Source organism: Streptomyces sp. WM6386, assembly GCF_000972385.1.
Classification (GTDB): Bacteria; Actinomycetota; Actinomycetes; order Streptomycetales; family Streptomycetaceae; genus Streptomyces.
Window position 1 is genome coordinate 1 of the sequence record NZ_JXTE01000460.1, and the last position, 482, is coordinate 482.

A 482-nucleotide genomic window follows, 5' to 3' on the forward strand; every position below is an offset into this window, starting at 1 on the left:
GGCCACCATCGGTTCCCCGTCGAGCCGCTCCAGCGGGACCGGTCCTTCGGGGAAGGTGCCGGCGCCTGCCACCAGCAGGTACGGGTCGTCGAGCAGCTTGAGTTGTTCGACATCGCCGTCGATGCGGCCGTCGTAGAACAGCAGATCGAGGTCGCCGATTTGCCGCTGGTCCGGCTCCTCCCCGGACAACCTGATGTCGCAGCCCGGGTAGTCGTCGCGCAGCCGCCGTACGACGGACGGAAGGATCACATTGGACACGCTCTGGAACGTGCCGATGTCGATCCGGCCGCCTCCCGCCTTGAACCGGTCCACGGCGTCGGCCAACGCGTCCGCCTTCGCCAGCAGTTCACGGCCCTGGTCCAGGACCACGGAGCCCAACGGAGTCAGCCGCACCGGCTTGGGACCGCCCGGCCGGTCGAACACCGGACCACCCACGGCCTTCTCCAAAGCGGCCACCTGTTGGCTCACCGTCGACTGGGTGT

The 482-nt window shown here is 68.5% G+C and carries 1 protein-coding gene; it reads right to left on the minus strand.

The window, feature by feature from the left end; translation table 11 throughout:
• The coding region (locus tag TN53_RS42245; RefSeq protein WP_234441862.1) for a LysR family transcriptional regulator at positions 1-468 on the minus strand (468 nt) is incomplete at its 3' end.
• Between the last annotated feature and the right edge of the window lie 14 nt (positions 469-482).